The organism is Paenibacillus sp. JNU01 (genome assembly GCF_059130585.1).
On record NZ_CP169723.1, the window covers coordinates 2,922,024 to 2,944,007 of the forward strand.

General features: G+C 45.9%; 16 protein-coding genes. 2 read left to right on the forward strand and 14 right to left on the reverse strand.

What is annotated here, in order from left to right; translation table 11 throughout:
- Positions 1-77: 77 nt before the first annotated feature.
- The 9 genes from NLBNIHML_RS12775 to NLBNIHML_RS12815 all read right to left on the reverse strand — a co-directional run bounded on the left by NLBNIHML_RS12775 (position 78) and on the right by NLBNIHML_RS12815 (position 16,108).
- Positions 78-1,775 (reverse strand): ABC transporter substrate-binding protein, encoded by a 1,698-nt coding sequence (locus tag NLBNIHML_RS12775; RefSeq protein ID WP_445252588.1) that lies wholly within the window; start codon positions 1,773-1,775, stop codon positions 78-80.
- Positions 1,776-2,097: 322 nt separating this feature from the next.
- On the reverse strand, positions 2,098-3,801 hold the full coding sequence (locus NLBNIHML_RS12780; protein WP_339237807.1) for an ABC transporter substrate-binding protein: 1,704 nt from the start codon (positions 3,799-3,801) through the stop codon (positions 2,098-2,100).
- Positions 3,802-4,176: 375 nt separating this feature from the next.
- On the reverse strand, positions 4,177-5,865 hold the full coding sequence (locus NLBNIHML_RS12785; protein ID WP_339237809.1) for an ABC transporter substrate-binding protein: 1,689 nt from the start codon (positions 5,863-5,865) through the stop codon (positions 4,177-4,179).
- Positions 5,866-6,052: 187 nt separating this feature from the next.
- Positions 6,053-6,955 (reverse strand): carbohydrate ABC transporter permease, encoded by a 903-nt coding sequence (locus tag NLBNIHML_RS12790; RefSeq protein WP_278298248.1) that lies wholly within the window; start codon positions 6,953-6,955, stop codon positions 6,053-6,055.
- 15 nt (positions 6,956-6,970) lie between these two features.
- A complete protein-coding gene (locus NLBNIHML_RS12795) occupies positions 6,971-7,954 on the reverse strand; it encodes an ABC transporter permease (protein WP_339257451.1) in 984 nt (327 codons plus the stop codon).
- Positions 7,955-8,231: 277 nt separating this feature from the next.
- The gene (locus NLBNIHML_RS12800; RefSeq protein WP_494354489.1) at positions 8,232-11,141 is read right to left on the reverse strand and encodes a glycoside hydrolase family 2 protein; all 2,910 of its coding nucleotides are present in this window, start codon (positions 11,139-11,141) and stop codon (positions 8,232-8,234) included.
- 174 nt (positions 11,142-11,315) lie between these two features.
- Positions 11,316-12,914, reverse strand: coding sequence for a response regulator (locus tag NLBNIHML_RS12805; RefSeq protein ID WP_342571083.1), 1,599 nt, complete (start codon positions 12,912-12,914; stop codon positions 11,316-11,318).
- The gene (locus tag NLBNIHML_RS12810; RefSeq protein WP_339257457.1) at positions 12,907-14,697 is read right to left on the reverse strand and encodes a sensor histidine kinase; all 1,791 of its coding nucleotides are present in this window, start codon (positions 14,695-14,697) and stop codon (positions 12,907-12,909) included. Before NLBNIHML_RS12810 ends, NLBNIHML_RS12805 begins: the two co-directional genes overlap by 8 nt.
- A 232-nt stretch (positions 14,698-14,929) precedes the next feature.
- Positions 14,930-16,108, reverse strand: a complete 1,179-nt coding sequence (locus NLBNIHML_RS12815; RefSeq protein WP_494354490.1) for an MFS transporter — start codon at positions 16,106-16,108, stop codon at positions 14,930-14,932.
- A 141-nt stretch (positions 16,109-16,249) separates the two neighbouring features.
- Between NLBNIHML_RS12815 and NLBNIHML_RS12820 the strand changes: the two genes are divergently transcribed.
- Positions 16,250-16,861 carry a TetR/AcrR family transcriptional regulator gene (locus NLBNIHML_RS12820; protein ID WP_339257460.1) on the forward strand — a complete coding sequence of 204 codons (612 nt, stop codon included), beginning with the start codon at positions 16,250-16,252 and terminating at the stop codon, positions 16,859-16,861.
- A 96-nt stretch (positions 16,862-16,957) separates the two neighbouring features.
- Here the strand turns inward: NLBNIHML_RS12820 and NLBNIHML_RS12825 are convergent, their stop codons facing one another.
- The 5 genes from NLBNIHML_RS12825 to NLBNIHML_RS12845 form a co-directional block, all read right to left on the reverse strand.
- Complete coding sequence (locus NLBNIHML_RS12825) at positions 16,958-17,380, reverse strand: OsmC family protein (RefSeq protein ID WP_017692209.1); 423 nt, start codon at positions 17,378-17,380, stop codon at positions 16,958-16,960.
- Between the two features lie 278 nt (positions 17,381-17,658).
- Positions 17,659-18,405, reverse strand: coding sequence for an amino acid ABC transporter ATP-binding protein (locus NLBNIHML_RS12830; RefSeq protein ID WP_339257462.1), 747 nt, complete (start codon positions 18,403-18,405; stop codon positions 17,659-17,661).
- Between the two features lie 16 nt (positions 18,406-18,421).
- Positions 18,422-19,066 carry an amino acid ABC transporter permease gene (locus tag NLBNIHML_RS12835; protein ID WP_494354491.1) on the reverse strand — a complete coding sequence of 215 codons (645 nt, stop codon included), beginning with the start codon at positions 19,064-19,066 and terminating at the stop codon, positions 18,422-18,424.
- Positions 19,067-19,098: 32 nt separating this feature from the next.
- Positions 19,099-19,950 (reverse strand): substrate-binding periplasmic protein, encoded by an 852-nt coding sequence (locus NLBNIHML_RS12840; RefSeq protein ID WP_339257464.1) that lies wholly within the window; start codon positions 19,948-19,950, stop codon positions 19,099-19,101.
- 158 nt (positions 19,951-20,108) lie between these two features.
- Positions 20,109-20,741 carry a TetR/AcrR family transcriptional regulator gene (locus NLBNIHML_RS12845; RefSeq protein WP_339237825.1) on the reverse strand — a complete coding sequence of 211 codons (633 nt, stop codon included), beginning with the start codon at positions 20,739-20,741 and terminating at the stop codon, positions 20,109-20,111.
- A 238-nt stretch (positions 20,742-20,979) separates the two neighbouring features.
- Between NLBNIHML_RS12845 and NLBNIHML_RS12850 the strand changes: the two genes are divergently transcribed.
- Entirely contained in the window at positions 20,980-21,765 is a 786-nt protein-coding gene (locus NLBNIHML_RS12850) for an undecaprenyl-diphosphate phosphatase (protein ID WP_494354703.1), read from the forward strand.
- Positions 21,766-21,984: the final 219 nt, after the last annotated feature.

A 21,984-nucleotide genomic window follows, 5' to 3' on the forward strand; every position in this document is an offset into this window, starting at 1 on the left:
CACACCTCATCCACATAAAAAAAGGCCCTTTTAAAGGGGCCTTTTTTTATTTCAGCATGGGTTGAGGACAATCCATGTTATTTTATATCTTTTCCTGTCCAAAGGGAGACACGGTCTTTCACCCAAACGGTATATTGTTTCTCCATCTCCACTGCACCTGCTTTGTCCAATTCATCCAGGAAAGCATCATAGGTTGCGTCAAAGTTTGCTGGTGAAGTCAGAACAGCCTCCGGAATACGTTTACGAACGATATCCTGTGTTTTTCGGAACGTTACTTCATAATCTGTTCCTGAAGGTACAGACATGTTGTATGCTGCTCCCCATTCCTTGAGCTTCAGATCATCTTCGGAAGGATAGAAATCTTTCCATGTTGTAATACCGTAGGCTTTCAACGTTTCCTTCTCGGCTGCAGTATAACCCGCTTGAATCTGCTCAGGGAAGTTCGTTGTATAATAGTTATCCGTAGAATCTTTCACACCATCGCCGTATCTTGCACTAAAGGCACTATACATCCCGATACCTGTTTCTTTGCTGAAATTCGAATTGTCATTGGTTTTGCGATCCTGAATCTCGTCAGGAATCACACGTTTGCCATTTTCGACGTTATAGTGTTGGCCTTCAATACCCCAGTTTCTCAGCACTTGTCCTTCATCAGAAGCAAGCCAATCCAAGAATTTGATGATACGTACCGGATCTTTGGCCGAAGTTGTGATCCCGATGCCATAACCGTCAAATCCGGTTGGTTGGAACGTATGATCTACAATATCCTTGTTCAAAGACACGGAGAAGTGAGCATATGTGGCATCGTCCTTGCCTGCTGATTTGAGTGCATTTTCAGCTTCTTGATAGTTCCACTCTTGATCGATCAGACCGAGTACACGGCCACTGGCAATTTTGGACTTATATTGATCATCCTTTTGTACAAATGTATCCTTGTCCAACAGTCCTTCATTATACATTTTGTTCAACCAACGGAAGTACTCTTTCTCTTCTGGACGCTTGTAGTGAAGCATCGCTTCATACGTTTCAGGGTTAATGTAGTATTCACCATCATCAGGGGCACCTGTTGCCTGGAAGGCCGGGTTCGTTACCGTGATCATGATCTTCCAGTCATCTGCATTCAATGTCAACGGAATGGTTGGTTGACCATCAATGGTTGGATGTTTTTCATAATAGGCTTTTAGTACATTCTCATAATCCTCAAGTGTCTTCACTTCAGGGTATCCAAGCTCTTTCAATACTCTTTGTTGAATTTCGAATCCGCCACCTGCATCAAATACAACATTATCTACACCCATGTTTGTTGGGATCGTATATATCGACTGATCTTCCGTGTTATATTTCAGACGGTTCATCTGGTCGCCATAGATTTTTTTCAGGTTCGGAGCATGCTCTTCAATCAGATCGGTCAAATCCAGCATTGCACCTGCATCCACAAGCTTAGACAAGTTACCTTTAGGGAAGATGAGGTCAGGGTAATCACCGCTGGCCGCCATAAGTGCAATCTTCTGATCGCCACCGTTGTTCACATCATACTCAGCTTCAATCGTAACGCCTGTTTGTTTAGTAATCTCTTTACCGACTGCATCTTGCATCTTGTTCCAGGTCGGGCTTGGATCTGCACCGAAGAACGTCACTGTAATTGGTTCAGTTCCACTGGACTCCGTAGTTTCTTTTGTTCCCGAATTCCCGCATCCAGCTGTGACCAGCATTGCACTTGCGAGCATCAACATTGCAAACGTCTTGGGTGTATTACCTTTCATCTTGCCTCTCATTGTCTAGTTCCCCCTATTATTTATGAAGGTTTTATCTGTATAACAGGCTTTATGCCTGAGGATACCACTTTTTTGAATGCGCTTACGACTTATGCTGTAAAAGCCTGATTTTCAAAGATAATTGTCAGCAGCAACTATTTTACAACATTGTTCTTATAACAGACATAAAACGTTTTCGAAACATACTATAAAACGCTTACTGAAAGTGCTTACATGATAGATTATAGGCTATCCATCCGCTTACGTCAACAATAAAAAAAGCCCTTTCTCAAGGGCTTTTTTCGCTATGAAAATCCTTCACTTTAATGCTTGGTTTTCAACCTTATTTCACGTCTTTACCAGTCCAGAGGGATACCCGATTTTTAATCCATACCGTATATTGTTTTTCCATCTCCACTGCACCTGCTTTATCAAGTTCAGCCAAGAGACCATCGTATACGCTGTCGAAGTTTTCAGGTTTGGCAAGAATCGCCTCTGGAATACGTTTGCGTACGATATCCTGTGTTTTTTGGAACGTTACGTTGTAATCCGTGTCAGAAGGTACAGGCATGTTATATGCTGCGCCCCAATCTTTCAATTTCAGATCATCTTCGGAAGGGTAGAAATCTTTCCAAGTTGTAATACCATAAGCTTTCAATGTCTCTTTCTCTGCTGCAGTGTATCCAGCCTGAATCTGCTCAGGGAAGTTGGTTGTGTAATAGTTATCCGTAGCATCTTTCACGCCATCTCCGTATCTCGCACTGAATATATTGTACATACCCACGCCAGACTCTTTCGTGAAGGCAGAGTTATCATTGGTTTTGCGATCTTGTACTTCCGCCGGGATAACGCGTTTGCCATTCTCTACTTGGTAGTGCTTCCCTTCAACGCCCCAGTTTCTCAGGACTTGACCTTCATCAGATGCAAGCCAATCCATGAATTTGATAATGCGCACTGGATCTTTGGCCGAAGTTGTAATTCCAATGCCGTAACCATCAAAACCTGTCGGCTGGAATGTATGGTCCACAATGTCCTTGTTCAGGGACACGGAGAAGTGAGCATATGTTTTATCGCCACCGTTGGACGATTTCAAAGCATTTTCCGCCTCACCATAGTTCCATTCCTGGTCGATCAGACCAAGTACGCGGCCACTGGCAATTTTGGATTTATATTGGTCATCTTTTTGAACAAATGTGTCTTTGTCCAGCAGACCTTCATTGTACATTTTGTTCAACCAACGGAAATATTCCTTTTCCTCAGGACGTTTGTAGTGGAGAACGGCTTCATAGGTCTCAGGATTGATATAATACTCACCATCATCCGGTCCACCCGTAGCTTGGAATGCAGGGTTCGTTACCGTGATCATGATCTTCCAGTCATCTGCGTTTAATGTCAACGGAATAGTCGGTTGACCATCAATCGTTGGATGTTTTTCATAATACGTTCTCAGTACGTTTTCATAATCCTCAAGCGTTTTCACTTCAGGGTAGCCAAGCTCTTTTAATACTCTTTGTTGAATCTCGAATCCGCCCGTAGCGTCAAATGCAACGTTATCTACACCCATATTGGTCGGAATCGTATAGATCGCTTGATCTTCCAAGCTATATTTCAGACGGTTCATCTGATCACCATAGATTTTTTTCAAATTGGGAGCATGCTCCTCAATCAGATCGGTCAGGTCCAGCATCGCGCCTGCATCCACAAGCTTCGACAAGTTGCCTTTAGGATAGATAATATCAGGGTAATCACCACTCGCAGCCATCAAAGGAATCTTTTGATCTCCACCATTATTCACATCATACTCAGCCTCAATTGTAACTCCCGTTGCCTTGGTAATCTCTTGACCGACAGCATCCTTCATGTTGTTCCAGTTCGGACTTGCATCTGCACCAAAGAATGTAAAGGTTACTGGACTGGTTGTGTCTCCGGAATCAACCGGCTTTTCTGAAGCGTTACTTCCTCCTCCATTGCTGCTGCATCCTGCTGTAATTGCAAGAGCACTGGCTAACAGAAGCATTGCGAATGTTTTTGGTGTTTTGCCCTTCATGTGTAATCCCCCTTATGGATATAATGAAGCTGTATATTTGTATAACAGGCTGACCTGCACATACCGTGACCAGATGAAACGAATGTCATTTTCTTGTTCTTATAACATTAGAAGCGTTTTCTGAAAAATGAAAAACTGCCCTACACTACCTTACTTCCTTCCCCTTAGGGAATTTTCACCCCTGCAATCTGGCTACATATCACATGATGTACAAGCAAATGTAAGTGCTTTCATAATTGAATAATAATGCCTCTTAAAGTCCTTGTCAATAGTGAATTTATAAAATTGAAAACGTTTTTTAGAAAACGTTTTAGATAAAAAAAGAACCCGTATAACACGGGTTCTTTCTCTTTTTAAATCTGTCTTGCTTATTGTTTATTTAGCCTCTTCACCGCTCCACAACTGAACACGGTTTTGAACGAGTTCTGTATATTGTTTTTCCATGTCCTCTGCTCCTGCTTGGTTCACTTCTGTAATCATGCCATCATAGATGGCATCGAACTGCTCAGGAGTACTCAAAATGGCTTCCGGAATACGTTTCCGGATGATATCCTGGGTTTTCTTAAAGATGACGTTGTAGTTGGAGTCCCCTGGTGTTGGCAGATTGTATGCTGCTCCCCATGGTTTGATTGGGAACTCGTCTTCACTAGGGAACATATCTTTCCAAGTTGTAGCTCCGTAAGCTTTAAGTGTTTCTTTTTCAGCATCGGAATATGCCGCCACGATCTGTTCAGGGAAATTCGTAGTGTAGTAATTGTCCGTTGAATCCTTCACACCATCTCCATAGTGCCCAGAGATATTGGTGTACAGTCCTATACCCGTCTCTTTCTGGAACACAGCTGCATTATTCGTTTTTTGGTCCTGAATGTCGGCAGGAATGACACGTTTGCCGTCCTTCACTTCATACTGTTTACCTTCAATTCCCCAGTTCATCAATACTTGCCCTTCTTCAGAAGCCAGATAATCGAAGAATTTGATCGTACGAACCGGATCCGGATTGGTCGTTGTAATCCCTACACCCCAACCGGATACAAAACCAGGGTCTTGGAAGGTTTGATCCTTGATATCCTCGGAGAGGGTAACCGGGAAGTGTGAATACGTCGCTTCAGACTTGCCCGCGGATTTCAAAGCATTCTCTGCATCGGAATATCCCCAATCCTGGTCAATAACACCAAGAACACGCCCACTTGCAATTTTGGATTTGTATTGGTCTGTTTTCTGGATGAAGCTGTCCTGATCCAGCAATCCAGTGTTATACATATGGTTCAACCAGCGGAAGTACTCTTTTTCCTCTGGACGTTTGTAATGCAGCATTGCTTCGTACGTTTCTGGATCGATGTAATATTCACCATCATCCGGTGCACCCGTTGCCTGGAAAGCCGGGTTCGTTACGGTAATCATGATTCTCCAATCATCCGCATCCAGTGTTAACGGGATGGTTGGCTGACCATCAATCGTAGGGTGTTTCTCTTTGTACGCCTTCAAAACATTCTCGTAATCCTGAAGTGTACGCACTTCCGGATATCCGAGTTCTTTCAATACACGGTGCTGAATTCCAAATCCACCACCTGCATCAAAGTATTTCTGGTCTACCGCATAATACGTCGGCAGCACATAAATAGCCTGATCCTCATTACTGTATTTCAACCGGTCCATGTAATTACCATACAGCTTCTTGAGATTGGGAGCATATTGGTCGATCAGATCTGTCAGATCAAGCATTGCTCCGGCATCCACCAGTTTGCTAAGTTCTCCTTTGGGTGACACGATATCCGGATAGTCTCCGCTCGCCGCCATTAAGGAGATCTTATCCTGACCACCACTAACGGCAAATTCACCGTTAAGCGTTACCCCTGTTTTTTCTGTAAGGACTTTACCCACTTCATCCTTCATGCCATTCCAGTTCGGACTGGGATCAACACTGAAGAAATCGAAAGTAAGTGGAGTTGTCTCTGCGCTGGTATCCTTGAACGACGTATCACCGCCGCTTCCTCCACCACAACCTGCGAGTAAAGACATTGCAAGCACTGGTGCCAGTGCAATCTTCATTTTGGAACTTGCCATAATGGTAATCCTCCCTGTTTCATATGTCTGTTTTGTCCGGGACTTTTTTGTCCCTGTCTATAGCTTCATGAATACCACACCGCAGCCCTATACGGTGAAGCGCAGACCAAATGGCTGCGCTTCGGGTATCCTGATGCTTCATTTGTAGATGTACGGCCACTCTATGTGGCAGCCTATACAAGCTTGCTTATGCTTTTACTGCGCCCAATGTCATACCGCCAACAAAGTACTTCTGTAGGAACGGATATACAATCAGGATTGGAACCGTTACAACGATCGTAATCGCCATTTTGATTGATTCAGGTGAAATCTGTGTCATCTGTTGTGCCATGTCATTGGCATTCCGTCCAGCACCTGAGCCTTGCTGCGTACTTTGCAGTACTTTCATCAGCTCATATTGGAGCGTGGTCAGATGTGCCTTCGAACCATTATACAGGTACGTATCGAACCATGCATTCCATTGACCTACAGCCAGGAACAATGCGATGGTTGCAAGTACCGGTTTACACAGTGGCAGGATGATTCTGTAATAGATCGTAAAGTCATTCGCACCGTCCAGCTTCGCGGATTCCTGCAATGCATACGGCAGACCATCAATGAATGAACGGATAATGAAGACGTTAAATGCACTGATCATGCCTGGCAATACATATACCCAGAATGTACCGATCAGGTTCAGGTCACGCATCAGGATGTATACCGGAATCAGACCACCGGAGAAATACATCGTGAGTGCAAGTGTTGTAGAAACAAATTTACGAAGTCCAAAGTCAGGTCTGCTCAGTGTAAAAGCGATCATGGAGGAACTGATCAATCCGAGCACAGTACCTACAAGTGTACGCAGGATGGAGATCTGCAAACCTTGTAACAATCCATCATATTGGAAGATCGTTTTGTAGTTCTGTAATGTGAATTCGCGAGGCCACAAGTAAATCCCGCCACGTACTGTATCTGTCGAGTTATTGAGTGAGATGGCTAGTACGTTAAGGAATGGATATAGTGTTACGATCAGCACCATGGTCATCGCGAGGATGTTGAATATATCGAACAGTTTATCGCCCCGAGTAGCATTGAATGCTTTGTTCGCCATAATGTCGTCCCCTCCCTACATGATGCTTTCTTTGGTGAATTTTTTGAACAAGCCGTTCGCAGTAAACAGAAGGATGATACTGACAACGGAGTTGAATATACCTATGGCTGTACCATATGAGAATCGTCCCATATTCAAACCATAATTGAGCGCGTATAGATCAAGGACTTCCGAGTAGTCTGTGACCAGACTGTTGCCGAGCAAGAACTGCTTCTCGAAACCGATACTGATAAGATGTCCAATCGACATGATGAAAAGTACGGAAATCGTGGTCCGAATGCCAGGCAGCGTGATGTGCCACATTTGTCTCCAGCGGTTCGCTCCATCTACACGGGAAGCTTCATACAACTCTTGGTCAATACCGGTAATTGCCGCAAGATAGATGATGGCATTCCAACCGGTTTCTTTCCACATATCTGAAGCGGTTACAATGTACCAGAACAAGTTCCCCTTGGCCATGAATTGGATCGGCTGGTCAATAATGTTCAGGCCTACCAAAATGTCATTGATAATCCCTCCATCGGTGGAGAGCATTTTGGTAATGATCCCGGCTACAACGACCCAGGATACAAAGTGAGGCAGATAGGATACTGTCTGCACGGCACGTTTGAAGAACATACCTCTCATTTCATTCAGGAGAATAGCGAAGAAGATCGGTACGATAAAACCGACAACTAGTCCCATCAAGCTCATTGCAAGCGTATTCCGAAGTACCAGATAGAAACGTTCATCACTGAACAGCTCTACAAAGTGTTTAAAACCAACCCACTCTTGATCACCAAACGATCTGGCAGGTTTATAATTTTGGAAAGCCATCGTCCATCCCCATAGTGGCAGATAGTTAAATACGAAAACCCAAGCTACGAATGGCAATGACATGAGATAGAGATATTTCTGCTGTTTCATTCTGTCCCAAATTCCGTTCCGCCGATTCTTTAAAGGCGGTTTGGGGTCACTGCTTCTGTTCGCGGAAGCGGATTTTTTTGTTAGCGTTTCCATCTCCGTTCCCCCTCCTCTGTTTTATAGAATAATCATACTCGATAGAGCGTTTTCAAAATACCATCTGGATTTTAGAGAAAATCATATAAAAATTAGATATAGGCATATATAATCAGACATTATTTCGTTAAAATCAGTGATAAATTCTACTTTCAAATGCATTAAAAGCAATATAAAGGTAAAATTAAGTTTTATATGTAATATTCGAAAACGTTTTATAGTAATCGTTTACTTCAACATAAAGGCACACAAAAGGGACCCTTGAAGGTCCCCGTGTCTACAATGTAAATTGAATGGTCTGCAGTTTGGCGATCCCGAGCAATTGTGCAACCGATATGGAGCTTTCCGGTTGAAAGTGATCTCCATGCAGATACGCAAGTATTTCCTGAAATAAATAGGAGGCTTCCGGACGCTTCATTAACGACAGGTTAGTAAAAGGAAGTGAGGACACCAGAATCTTGCCCTTCCCTATAGTTGCCTCAAATGCATAAGCAAGTCGTTTGGCCCGATGGAAGTGGTCCACCACCTCGATCAGCGGCTCCACTCCTGGCAAAGTATCCAAACATATCGCTGGTGTACCATTTACAAGATGATACCAATGCCAGTCGGAAGCTCCATCATGAGGGAAAGAGCCCAGCAGTGGTACCTGATCTTTCAAATACATGCCCATCGTTGCACCAGGCTGTGTAGCGAACATAAGGTAATTCCAGAATACAGGCAGATATTTGGTCTCCACTGAATCATATAGTCCTTCTGCGATTGGCTGTAGCCAAACAGTTCCACCGTTGACTACATAATCAACAACATTGGGTGTTAAGGACTGAGCGATAATCAAGTCGATCTTTCCATGTTTCAACAACCGGAATCCATCGATGTGATCTACGCGATCATTATGCGCTTCACCTAGGAATGGCTGCAACTCTACAACTGTATTCCAGATCCGATTCGAACCCGGATGGGACTGATACAAAGGAAACGACCAGCCACGCCATACATTGGTTGCATGAATGTCCGAATCACCCGACCGCAGCTCTGCTTCAATCCGAAACGCTGCCGCCCCCTCACGAGGCGCAGTAGCAACAATGCTTCCCATTGAAATGACGGACCCACATTGAATATCTCCGGTTCTCCATTCCCCTTCGGTATGTACCACTTCATCGCTAATCAACTTCCAATGTATGGTAACATTTTCAAGTGGAACTTTACCATAGTGAGATATGCGAACATCCACATCAATGGATTCTCCAGCGTAAAATGTACGCTCCTTGCAGCTTAGCAACACGACCACATCGGAGTTGAACTGCATGAATTCTTCAGGTGTTGTAATGCCTTTGTCGTCCCAGAATACATCCAGAATACCCGTCGTAGCATGTCCCTGACCCGGAAAATCACGGATATCCAGCAATTGCACGCCCGCAGCATCCGGTGTTCGTCTGATCCGCTCCATGGCTTCTTTTAAGGAACGTACCAGATGTGTACCGCTGGCTTGTTGAAAATGCTCCAGATCTGCCATCATTCCTTTGCGAGTAAGCGATTCCTCAATGGGTAGCAACCAGGAGGGACGCAGAACGCCCGTATATTTGTCTCTTTCCTGAGGCCGCACATACATGGTGTATTGTGCATGTTCATGTCCAATTACCGGATGCTCTGCAAGTCTGGTAACGGCATGATAGTCCAGTGTTGTATCTGGTACAGCAGAATATGCAGACTCCAGCGGGGGATGCCAGTTCAACGACTGAATATAATAATCCCCTTCCCGCCCTTGCGCTGGAAGCTGTCCAAAACCTGTATTATCCGTATATAAACGGGTTGGGTCCATCTCTTTTGCCCTGGAGACCCATGCATTAAGTTCCGGATGGCCATTCGCACCGATAAGTTCATTCCCCATGGAAAACATGACAAATGAAGGATGTCTGTGCAATGACAGGAGCAACCCGTCCAGTTCCTGTGTCAGATAGGTCAACACTTCAGCCGGCGCTGACTGATCTGACTTTTCAAAGAATCGAGACCAATGGGGCAGCTCTGCCTGCACCAGCATGCCCTCTTCATCAGCCGCATCCCAGAAAGGCTCCGGCGCGCTCCACCCATGCAGCCGGACATGATTGAAGCCATACGATCTGGCGACTCGAAACTGGCGAATGTAATGTGCCTTGTCCCAGACGGGATAACCTGTGAGTGGAAAGATGCAGCAATCCACATAGCCGCGTAAATAGACAGGCGTTCCATTCAATTTGAGCTGCTTACCATCTGCAACCAGAGAACGTACACCAAATGTTTGCTCTACCTGATCCAGTTCCCGTTCACCATCAAACAGACGGACCACGGCTTTATACATTTTGGGAGATTCATCCGACCATCTGGCGACAGACTTCTCTGCCCCAAGTTCCAATCGCCAATGATCAATTACAGCTTGGCACTCAGTTGAACCTACTGAGCTTGGATCAGTTGGCGGTCGAGCTTCCAGCTTCACATGAGAACTATATCGATCAAGCCACGTGCCATCAGGATGCTGGATATCCACATGTAATTGAACAGCTCTATCCGCTTTACTTGCGGGAGCGCTTACAGTACAGCCCACCAGAATGGTCCCATGTTCAGCATCGGGTTGAATGCGTAACGTCTCTAGTCGACATGGAGGCAGACAGTCCAGATAAACCCCACCGGTAATTCCACCCCAGGCTGTAGCTGTATGCAATGAATGTATATGGCTTCCAGCCAGCGGAAGTTTCATCGTATTATCCACGCGCATCTCCACCCGATTCACTTCTCCCTGCTTCACCAGAGAGGTGACATTCCACTTTTGTTGATTCACCAGACTATCCTGCTGCCCGGCATAATGCCCATTCATCCAGAGATCCGTTGTCCAGCGAACCCCTTCCAGTCGAAATACATACTGGCAGCCAGGGTCATCTGAAGGAATATGAACATCTTGAGCATACCAGGCCGAGCCTTCATACTCACGTATTTTGGTCCAGGTATCGAGCCTTTCGTATTCAGGCTCTTCTCCGTATCCTTGCTCTTCCCATGAACCGGGAATCTGAATGGTCTCCCATGATGTATTTTCACACTGTGAAGGCAGTAGTATCTTTTGTGCAATATGCTCATCGGGCTCCAGATCCAATCGAAACTGCCATGTTCCATTGAAGTTCAATGTATGACGTGCCTTAGCTATATCAGACAAATTCATATCGTATAACCATCCCTTCACCTGAGTTCTTGTAAACTCAGTCTATGATGTAGTGCCCTCCGTGACCATTGCTTATCATGGGAAGTGCATGGACAATATGATGAAGCTGGAACATGTCAGTGATGTCGAAAACGTTTTATTTTATAAACAGGGGCAAGGCCCATTACTTCGTACTCATTCCTCGTTTAGGTCAGCCATTGATGCTTTGGACGAAGATTGGGTTCTCGCCTGTTTGTAAGCAGAAGGAGATTCCCCAACATATTTCTTGAATTTACTGTGGAAGTAGTCCACATTCGCATACCCGACTCTCGCCGCGACCTGATGGACCTTCAATCCTTCATCCAGCAATTCCTTGGCCTTTTCCATACGAACCTTGTCCAGGAATGCATTGAAATACTCTCCAGTATGATTCTTGAACAACTTCCCCAAGTAACTGCTGTTATAGTTAAACACTTCAGCAAGTACCTCCAGCTTGAGATTTTCGCCAGGGTTACGTTGGATAAATTCAATCATCTGTTTCAATACAGTATCCTTGCTCCCCCCACCCATACGTTGAATAAGGCGATTAAAATGTTCCAATGCCATGACCTTGAGATCCGACATCGTAAATTGATGATAGACTTCATTAATCAGAACCGAATGTTCCTGCATAATGGAGTGCATATGTTGATTCGTAGCTGCAAGCTTGTTGAACGCTAGGGAGAACACTTGTGAGAAGGCCGTTTTGATCGCTTGCTCTGTTCGGTGATACGGGACCAAGCGCTCTTCCATCTCAGCCAGTACCCGCATAACGGACTCACTGCTACGGATGTCTAACGCATAATACAGCTTGTCACCGAGTTCGTCCTCAACGGGCTCATGTGTTCCATCCACAGCTTCAGCTCCTGGCTTAGCAACGCCTTTGCCTTCGCTACCTTCAGTCCACAGCATGATGCGCTTCTCTGTGAACAAGAAGCGTTCACCGAGTGTACGATTCGCCTGCGTGAATGAACGCGCAATTTCAGAAGTGAAATGTACGGGTTCACCCGCAGCACCATACATGTGGACCTCCCATTCTCCCAGAAGTCCTTCCAGCTCATCATAAAGAATTCCTGCAGATGACTCGGATGTGATTGTTTCCTTGCTTAACAACCCCAGACCGGAATGGAACGAGAATACGATGCCCCGGTCTTTCTGGTCAAACGCTTCAATCAGTTTGCGTTTCATAACACTTCCTCGTTGCAGATCGGGGGCCGCATGCATCTCAAGCAGAATAATCTGATAATGAGGCCAGTGCAGCCCCAGGCTATCTTCTTCCATGCTGCCCGCACCTTCCAAACTGTCAAAGAGCAACGCCTCAATCTGGTGCTCCAGATAGACAGTATCTTCACCAGCTTGACGTGCCATTGTCTCCCGTTCACGGGTCAGGATCGTAGCAATCCGCTCCAGTTCGCTGATGATCTCATCTTCATCCACCGGTTTGAGCAGATAACCATCCACACCAAAACTGATGGCTTTCTTGGCATAATCAAAATCGGCATAACCGCTCAATATCAAAAAGTGCGAATCCGGATGATTCCGGCGCACTTCTTCAATCACATCCAGCCCGGTCATACCGGGCATGCGAATATCAATAATCGTCAGATCAGGCTCCAATTCCTCAAACCGGGAGATAGCCTCACGCCCGCTGGCAGCTGTCGCGATGACCTGGAATCCGTATTTTTCCCAATCGATAATGGTTGTCAGTCCCTCACGTATGCTCGGTTCGTCATCCACCAAAAACACTTTATACATGTTGGTCCCCTCCTGCTGGCAAGGTGAAAGAAACCTCTGTTCCTTCCCCATATACACTCTTCATCTGCAATCCATATGGCTCCCCGTACGTCAATGTTAAGCGTTGATGTACATTACGCATGCCGATCCGACTCTTCTCCTGTTCCTCCGGTCCACAGATAAACTGCATCACCTCAGCCAGTCGTTCTGGCGTTATGCCTGCACCATTGTCATCCACACGGATCTGCACAATGTTCTCTACTAAACGAATACTTATATGAACACGGACTGTGCCCTCTTTGTTCTCCAGACCATGGACAATCGCATTCTCAACCAAAGGTTGAATAATGAGAGGCGGAATGTACATCTTCTCCACCTCGGGATCAATATCGATCTGGAATGCAAGACGGTCGCCGTAACGGAATTTCTGAATTTCCAAATAGGAACGTACCATTTCAAGTTCAGCCCGGAAGGTTGTTTTTCCACTGCCAATCTCCAGACTCTTGCGCATCAGCTTGCCCAGCAGTCTGACGATGTTGGCAATCTCCGCTTCTCCCTTAATATGCGCTTTCATCCGAATGGACTCCAGTGCATTAAACAAGAAATGTGGATTGATCTGGCTCGCCATCATTTTCAGTTTAATCTCTTTTTGGGCGATTTCCAATTGATTGTTCTGTTCCGTCGCTTCTACCACCTGTGTCATGAGTTCATTGATACTTTTCACCATATAGTTGAACTGTCGTGACAATTGTCCAATCTCATCGTTTCCATCAATCCGCGAAGTCACGTTCAGATCACCTAATGCCAGCTTGTTGAGGTGTTTACTCAGCCGGAGCAATCGGTTGGAAGTGAGGAACGAGATGATATATACGAACAATAGGGCGATAACGAGCACAAGTATAATGAAAATCATGCCAATCATGCTGACGGTGTTCGCGTCTTTGACGATATTTTTGGTGGCAAAAACCGAAATAACCTTCAGACTGTTCATGCTCGATCCAGGACCCAACTCATCAATAACAATGTTGGAGGGCTCCCCCCGGAAATCTGCTTCAATGGTTCCCTTTGCCTGATTCTGCAGATCAACGCCAAAATCAAGCTCGTCCAGCGTTTTCCCTACCAGTTCGGTATTCTTTGCTGCAACCACATACCCCTGCTCGTCCGTAATCATCGTCTCAAACTGTTCCTGACGGAGCAATCCATTCAGTTCATCCTGATTGATGACAATCATCAATACGCCCTCGGTCCGATATTCGGCAAAAGGTACTTTGCGTACCAAGCTGAGCTTGTGTACAGGATTATCTTCCTTGTCCGGAATGTAGAACCACCCGATGCTGGTTGTTTTCAATGCCTGTTGGTACCAGTAGCTCTCTTCCGTCTGCTTGTCTACCGGGATGAATTCGAGGTTGTTGATCAATGTTGGGTTAGTTGAGTAAAAACGAATGCCGGCGATCTCACGGTACAAACGCCTGTACTCCTGAAAGTCTTTGTACGCAAGATAAGCCGAGGTTAGCTCCACAACGCTCTTGTACCGTTTATTCACGATCTCCTTGAGATCCGCATTAAACATTAAAAGATTGGATATATCCGTTGGTACACGCAGCATCGTCGCCGTCTGGCTCTTGATCTTGTCCACATTGATGATTGTCTGTCCTATCGCATTGTCCAGGGCTTGCTGGCGAAAATAACTGGTCACAGCAAGACCAACAATCAATACCGGAATCATGACAACTAGTACATAGGAAATGAGCAATTTATGCTTTAATTTGAGATTATTGGTGGTTCGTATCAGCCTTTTAAACATGTCTGCACCTTCCGTCATCTGTATAAGCGCTTACATATAAAGAGCAGGATCAGGATGTTCTGTCCTCTAAATTAATCATACCACATAACCGCCAGAATTCGGATTGTCATCACAATGGATATATCTGTTGTCGGGTAACAAACCAGCATAGTCTCTAAAAATAGTCTTTAAAAAAAGAAGCCGCCATTAACATGGCGGCCAGATTTACCGAATTATTTCTGCTGCCAGAAGTTTAGTGACTCCTAGATGGGCGAAATCCATATCTTTTGGCACGCCATGCAACAACCAAAGCCATCAATGTTAAAGCCAAGATGGCCCAGTTAAATGACGAAGCTCCCCATTGATTCAGAAGAACACCTCCCGCCATTCCCCCAAGGGCAATAGCCAGATTCCAAACGGTTGTATTAATCGGCATGACGAGATCCACACCTTGTTCGCCCGTAGCTTGAGCAAGTCCGGTCTGCAACAGGGTAGCCGCACCTCCAAATGTCAGCCCCCACAGTGCAACAGAACCGAAGATGACAACCACATGCTCACTCCAAAGACCTAATACAAGGGAAATTAAAGCAAAACCCGCAAGGCTCAGAAGAACCAGCATACGCAACCACCGATCAATGAAAATACCTGTAATCCAGATGCCCACCAATGCCATCAGACCAAATACAAGTAAAATGAGTCCAACCTTGGATTCCAAACCGAAATCGGTGAGAAAAGGAGCAATATACGTGTATAAAATATTATGAGCCAACATCCAGGCTAAAACGACAGTTAAAATGGGAATTACACCGGGGGTAAACAGAACTTGCATGACAGAGATACGCTTATCCGCTGACTGTCCCGGATAGTCGGGTACTTTCCAAAGCACCCAGAAAATCAGTATAAACGCCAGCAATGACATCAGCCAGAACACCGAGCGCCAACCCATTAATGAACCCAGCAGCGTACCTGCCGGAACACCAAATGATAAGGCAATCGGCGTGCCAATCATAGCCACAGCCATCCCCCTTCCCTTGAGATGCTCAGGTACCATCCGTAATGCATAACCACCAATCAGGCCCCAGGAGACACCGGCTGCAACACCGGCCAAGGAACGAGCGAATAGTGTCAGCACATAGTTTGACGAAAGGGCAGTAATGGTGTTGAAGACAAGAAAACCGATAATAGACAGAAGTAAAAGCGGACGACGACGCCAGCCCTTTGTCAGCACCGCCACAGGTATGGCAGCAACCAGCGACCCAACAGCATAAAAGGTGACAAGCTGCCCCGCCCCTGCCTCAGAGATCTGCAGCCCTTCTTTAATTTGCGGCAGCAAACCCGCAGGAAGTGTTTCGGTCATAATGGCTATGAAACCCGCCATAGCCAAGGCCAACAGCCCCAACCATGGAAAACGATGAGAAGATATATCCGACATTTGTGCAGCTCCTTTTAAGGTAGTATGGAATAAATAATTGAATTGTGGATCGATCATTCCTTATATTATTCACACTGCCTCACCTTGTCAATGACTTTTGGATCGATTAGTATATAATTAAGAAAAAGGAGGGAATATTTTATGGCGAGAACGGGACGTCCACGCATTTTCGATCGGGATGAAGCCCTATTACAGGCGATGATGCTCTTTTGGGAGCAAGGATTCGAGGCCACTTCCTTACTTCAGCTTCGAGCAGCTATGGGGGATATTTCAGCAGCCAGCTTTTATGCAGCCTTTGATTCCAAAGAAGCGTTGTATAAAGAAGCAGTAGAACGATATATGGTTACGTTTGGACGTGTGACGGAAAGCTTCTCGGATCTCACACTCTCACCAAGAGAAGCGATTGAAACAACACTAAGAAGTACCGCAAAAATGCAAACAGACAGCGCGCATCCATCTGGCTGTTTAATTGTGCTGTCAGCTAGCACATGTTCTTCCAAAAACAATCATATTCGTGACATTGCCGCTGAGAAAAGAAAGCTGACTCGTAACCGCCTGCAGGATTGCATCCAGCGTGCTGTGGATGTCGGTGAAATTCCTGCTTCCACGAATGTAGCCATGCTAACCACCGTATTTGATACCTTTATGCAAGGCATATCTACACAAGCCCGCGATGGCGTTCCTTTTGCAACGATCGATGAGGCTATCACGGAATTCATGGGCATCTGGAACCTTGTTCAACATTCAGCCTGACTTTATCTACGAACTATATGGATCGGTTAAAAAAGCCAAAAAAGGCACTCCCACAATTGGAAGTGCCTGCTCAGTATAAATTTTATGCGCGTGCTGTTAAGGACGAGGTGTGCTAACGCCGTTCAGGATCAGCTTCGGATGAATGTCAGCGTTCAGTGAAGCGGAAACTGCACAATATTTTTCCTCAGCCATCTGGATGGCTTTCCAGATACGGTAATCTGGGATATCCCCATCGACTTTGAAGATCAGATCAATGGATGTGAAGCCTTTCGGCATCTCTTCGCTGCGTGTCCCCTGCGCTTCAATCTCAATCGACTCAATTTTGTCCAGGAATGCGTCCAGAATCATCGTAATATCGATTCCCATACAGCCGCCGAGACCTGCCAGTAACAATTCCATCGGGGTTGCACCCTTGCTGTCACCACCATAAGCAGCAGTGGCATCCATGCCAACCGCGTAGCCAGACGGTCCTTCGGAAGTAAATGCGCGTTTGCCTTTCCATACGGTTGTTACATTCATGATGTTATCCTTCTTTCTTAAAATAGGTTAAGTTCAAGCGAAAAAGGTTTGCACTTTCCACTCCGATGACAGAACAACCTTCCGATCGCTGTTATCCCCAGATTTTTTTGATTCCCTTCTTCAAGGAGAAAATCAGGGGATAAAGGCGCACGCTCCGCTTCTCCAGGTTTCTTCTGTCCTCTCCGTTCTTGTGCAAAAAGTTTAGTTGAACTGGTATCGTTCACGACCTTAAATACCCGCTTAGGATACGTTCGTTCTTCCGATCGCTGTTATCTTCATCAAAATTCAGTAATTTGTTGCAAGAACCGGCGGGTGCGTTCTTGCGTCGGATGTTCAAAAAAAGCCTGTGGACTTGCTTCTTCCACGATCGATCCATCCGCCATAAAGACGATTTTGTTCGCCACATTACGGGCAAACTTCAATTCATGCGTCACGACCAGCATCGTCATGCCTTCCTCTGCCAGCTCCTTCATGACGGAAAGCACCTCTCCGACAAGTTCGGGATCAAGGGCAGAAGTTGGCTCATCAAACAGCATCACTTCAGGCTCCATCGCAAGTGCACGTGCAATGGCGACCCGCTGCTGTTGTCCACCGGACAATCGGGATGGATATGCATCCTGCTTGTCCGACAGGCCCACGCGATCCAGAAGAATCCGGCCACGTTCGGCCGCTTCGTCACGCTTGATTTTTTTCACCGTCACAAGACCTTCCATGACATTGCCCAGCACCGTCTTGTGCGGATACAGATTGAACTGCTGGAATACCATGCCGGTCTGGCGGCGAATCTCCAATACCCGGGCACGCTGTACACGCAGCGAATCAGCACTGTTAACCACAACACCGTTCACTTCAATCTGTCCTCCAGACAGTTCTTCCAGTCCGTTCAGGCAGCGCAGCAAGGTACTTTTGCCTGAACCACTCGGACCGAGCAATACAACAATATCTTTGGCATCGACATGAAGATCGATGTTCGTGAGCACTTCATTTTGTCCAAAACGTTTGGTAAGTCCGGTTGTTGTAATCATCGGTTCTCTCCTCCCATCAGTAAGCGCGGGCTAACCGGCGCTCCACTTGTTCCAGAATGGCCGAGAAGCCGATACTCATAATCCAGTAGATCACACCGATCGCCAGATAAAACGGCATATTCACCGCATATTGTGATACCAGCAGTTGTGCCGAGCGCAGCAACTCAGTAACACCAATCGCAGCCACAAGTGATGTTTCCTTCAACATGCCAATAAACGTGTTCCCCATCGGCGGGATGGCGATGCGCACAGCTTGCGGGAAGATAATGCGTCTCATTGCTTGAGCCGGGGTCATTCCGGTTGCGTATGCAGCTTCCATCTGTCCTTTCGGTACAGCCTGAATCGCTCCACGGAACGTCTCCGACAGAAACGCCCCTGCATTCAGACTTAGTCCCAGACAGGCAGCTGTAAGGGACCCCAGGGTCACTCCATAATCGACCAATCCGTAATAAATGACGAATAATTGCACCAGCAGCGGGGTTCCCCGCATGATGGATACATAAAACCTTGCGATCAGCCTAAGCCATATCGGACCCTTCAGACGAGCAATAGCAACAAGTAATCCGATGATGAATGCAAAAAACATCGAGATCACCGTTACGTATAACGTATAGTAAGCCCCCTTCAGAAAGAAGGGGATATTCTCAAATACCAGTTCCATGGGTTAAATCTCCCCTTCGCCTTGCCAGTTCATTATTGCGCAGGCTCTTCACCAAACCATTTTTTGAAGATGGTGTTATATGTGCCATCATCTTTCATGCCTTTGAGCGCGTCATTCAATGCTGCAACGAGTTCCGGATTGTCTTTGCGAACAGCGATACCTGCTTGGTCACTCTTGATTGCTTCGCCTACAGCTTTGATCTTTAATCCATTGGCATCAACAATCGGTTTCAGTGCGTACATGTTGTTAATTGTGGCGTCAATCCGTCCAGCATTCAGGTCTTTCAGTGAAGAGATGACATCGTCATAGGTTTTAATCGTGAAGTCTCCCACTTTAGGCAACACTTCATTACGCAGATACGTCTCATCATTTGTACCCAGACCTACGCCAATTGTTTTTCCTTTGAAATCTTCTAGCTTGGTGATATCGTTATTGTCTTCTTTTACAATGATTTTCACTTGGTTCGTAATATACGGATCACTGAAATCGAGAACTTTCTTACGATCATCGGTAATGGTCATCTGGCTGATAATGGCATCCAGCTTCTTCGCTTGCAGACTTGGTGTCAGACCAGAGAACTCCTGGGATACAAATTCAACCTTAACCCCAAGACGCTTCGCAACCTCACGTGCGATATCTGCATCATAACCGTCCATTTCTTTCTTATCGTTCAGGAAGTTGTATGGTGCGTATGTGCCCATCATGCCCACTTTAATCACGCCAGCAGACTTGATCTGCTCCAGTTCATTGCTTGCCTGTGCACCATTCGTGCCCCCATTGTCTGTTGCCTTACTTCCACAAGCACTAAGTACCAGCACAGTCATCAGCAGAATCGCTGTCAAAGACCAGCCTTTACGCGTTTTCGATCCATATGTTTTGTTCATTACGTTAACTTCCTCTCATTCGTGTATTGATCTGGGTGTACATTTGGTTACGTTATTGTGATCAAACAGCAGTTGTACCCATTATTCCCTGCTAGTTGTGTAATCATGTGAATCTCTGGTCTCTCGTTGAAAAATAAAGCTGCGGACTTTGCACATGCTTATGTACCCAATAGTCCGTAAAATTCAAAGCTTGCTGCCTCAGCTGCCAACGAAGAAGCTGTCATGGCGGAGAACTTGCTGTGCAACTCATCCGAACCGAACAACCAGCGCGATATCATGCCTTCGATCATGCTTACCAACAGCGCTGCTCGCAGCGGTACATCCATGCCCTGAGGCAACATGCCGAGTTCGATGGCACGTTCCATATTGTGTCGGAACGCAGTCTCGACGGCATTTCGTGTCTCCTCGACCAGTCGTTGTACGGATTCTTCAGTCACGATGCCTTTAAGCAACAGTTCCATAAAATATCGATTCTGTGCGGCGAACATGAACAGGTCAGTGAATAGCCTCTCCGATGCTTTCACCATATCTTCTACCGATCCGGCATCCTTGCGGTATCCTTGTCCAATCGCCTCAAGCAATTCCTCCTTGCCCGTTAATATAATTTCTGAAGCAATGGCTTCTTTGCTTTTGAAATGCCAGTAAAACGTCCCTTGCGCCACACCAGCCTCACGGACGATATCGGAAATTTTCGTCTGATGGTAACCTTGGGTTGCAAAACGCTCCATTGCTATGCGTATTATTTGGTCCCGCCGTTCTTCACCGGGTTCCAAACCGTTGATTTTGGTCATTGCTGTAACCCTCCCGATTGATGAGTCAGTCAGTTAATGTATATCCTATGGGATAACTAGGTTTTTGTCAATATAGTTTTAAACAAATGATTACAAGCATAAGTTGAAGTTGAGTGCATTTGTGATCATAATAGGTGATAGCCTTGTTCAAATGAACAGGCATGGTCAAGCAGGACAGCCTGTGCTGTCACCTGCATATCAAGGAGGAAGAGAATTGGACATTATATCATCCATTATTATGGGCATCATCGAAGGTTTGACTGAGTTTTTGCCCGTGTCCTCCACTGGACACATGATTCTGACTGCCCACTTGCTGGGTTTATCGGAGGACAACGAGTCAGTCAAAACGTTTGAGGTGGTTGTTCAACTCGGAGCTGTACTTGCTGTTGTTGTACTGTATTGGAACAAGTTCATTGATATGTTCCGCTTCACCGGAGGCAGTAGACCTTACTCCCGCCGCCTCAATCTGGGACATATCTTCCTGGCGATGGTTCCTGCCGTAGTCATCGGACTTGTATTCCGCGACTGGATCAAGGCACATTTGTTTGGTCCGGAGACAGTGCTGTACAGCCTCGTTATAGGTGGTATATTGATGATCGTGGCCGAACGCTGGAGCCGTAAGAGTGAACGAATTACTACCCATGATGTCGATGATATTTCCTACAAACAGGCATTCGCGGTGGGGATATTTCAGATCTTGGCATTGTGGCCAGGCTTCTCCCGTTCCGGATCAACGATCTCAGGCGGTCTCTTTGCAGGGATAAGCCGCGTAGCTGCTGCGGAGTTCACATTCCTCGTGTCTGTGCCAATTATGATTGGTGCTACGGGATATGACCTGTACAAAAGTATTGATCACCTGAACGGCAGTGATTTCCCGATCTTTGCGATAGGATTCATCGCTGCTTTCATCGTCGCCATGCTTGCGATCAAGACGTTCCTGTCCATTTTGAAAAAATTGAGCCTGACCGTCTTTGCCGTGTATCGCTTCGTCTTGGCAGCCGTGTTCTTTATTATTTTAATGTAACCTTACATTGCAATGAATTAAGACAGGCAAAATCAATGGCGGCCTCACATTCCATTTGGAACGAGGCCGCCATATTTATGCTATATGTCATGCTTCTGTTCATTCACGATTCCGTTGATCTATGATTTTTGGGCTATTTAGAAACAGGAATAGCTGTACTTAGATGAAGTCTTGCTCTTCGTGACTTCCTTTTTGGTTGGGTGGGACCATTGGTGATGC